A 300-nucleotide genomic window follows, 5' to 3' on the forward strand; every position below is an offset into this window, starting at 1 on the left:
CTGATGATCTGGGCAGTGGTGCCCATGGCCATCTGCGGCGTGAGTTTCGGCCTGCTGCTCACCGGTCAGGCTGAGCAGGCCGAGCAGCGCCATGAAGCCGAAGGCCTGACCGGCATGCTGATCAAGAACGCCGTGGTGCTGGTGGACGAAATCGACCGGCAGATCGCCGCCGAGGTGCCGCGCCTGACCGCCATCATCGAGGCTTCGGCCTCGCGATTGCGCCCGGTGACGATGGCCGCCGGCACCACGGTGCTGGGCATGGTCCCGCTCCTGTTCGACCCCTTCTTCGCCCACAAGGCG

The 300-nt window shown here is 67.3% G+C and carries 1 protein-coding gene; it reads left to right on the plus strand.

All coding sequences use genetic code 11. From position 1 onward, the window contains the following. Positions 1-300, plus strand: a 300-nt coding sequence (locus GYB81_RS24025; protein ID WP_161898020.1) for an efflux RND transporter permease subunit, incomplete at both ends; no start/stop codon positions are given.

This window comes from Pseudomonas yangonensis, assembly GCF_009932725.1.
Lineage (GTDB): Bacteria > Pseudomonadota > Gammaproteobacteria > Pseudomonadales > Pseudomonadaceae > Aquipseudomonas > Aquipseudomonas yangonensis.